This is a genomic window from Mesorhizobium sp. M7A.F.Ca.US.014.04.1.1, assembly GCF_003998745.1.
Taxonomy (GTDB): Bacteria; Pseudomonadota; Alphaproteobacteria; order Rhizobiales; family Rhizobiaceae; genus Mesorhizobium; species Mesorhizobium ciceri.
In genome coordinates this window covers 1-618 of record NZ_RZRW01001332.1, presented here as the reverse complement: position 1 = coordinate 618, position 618 = coordinate 1, and the positions used below count along the sequence as shown (strand labels likewise).

1 protein-coding gene is annotated in these 618 nt (G+C 59.9%); it reads right to left on the bottom strand.

Going from position 1 to position 618, the window contains the following annotated elements; genetic code table 11:
* Positions 1 to 570: type IVB secretion system protein IcmH/DotU (gene icmH, locus EOA22_RS36390; RefSeq protein ID WP_245478807.1), on the bottom strand; the 570-nt coding region annotated here is incomplete at its 3' end.
* Positions 571 to 618: the final 48 nt, after the last annotated feature.

Below are 618 nucleotides of genomic sequence, written 5' to 3'. Positions count from 1 at the left end.
ATACTGGCCCTCGAACCCCAGCGACAGACAGACATGCATCAGTTCGAGCAGATCGTAATGTGTCTCGGGATGGGCCAGGATCTTGTTCAGTGCTTCGTAGAAGCCTGTGCCGGAGGACTGGGTATGAAAGAACTGCCACGACATGCTGCGTTGCGACCAGTCGTCTTTCCCAGGCCAAGGCAGGTTGCCGATGAGATCGTCGGCTGTTTCGCACAGAACATAACGCGCAATCCGCGCATCCTCTTCGGCAACGTCCGATTTCTCCACCGTCCGGTCGAATTTTTCGATGGCCTCAGCGACATGTTGCGCCAGTGGCTCCGCCTGTCTTTCGACAGGCATCAGCCTGAGTTGCCCAAACAGCATCAGCAAAGGAGCGGCCGCAGCGAGAATAGTGTTTGCCGCGCAGTATCTGACCACCTCGGCGGCGCCGAGCAGCATGCGCTGCTCGATGGGCGGCTTTGATGCGGCGGCCGAAGAGCTGGTACCTGCTGGGGCACCCAGGGCCGGGCCTTGATAGATGACGGTTCCTGATACCCAGCCCGGTGGCCGCACGACGCCAGGATCGAACACGGTTGAATCCTCGATCCTGGAGGTGTCCGCGAAGGATTGCTCCGGAAC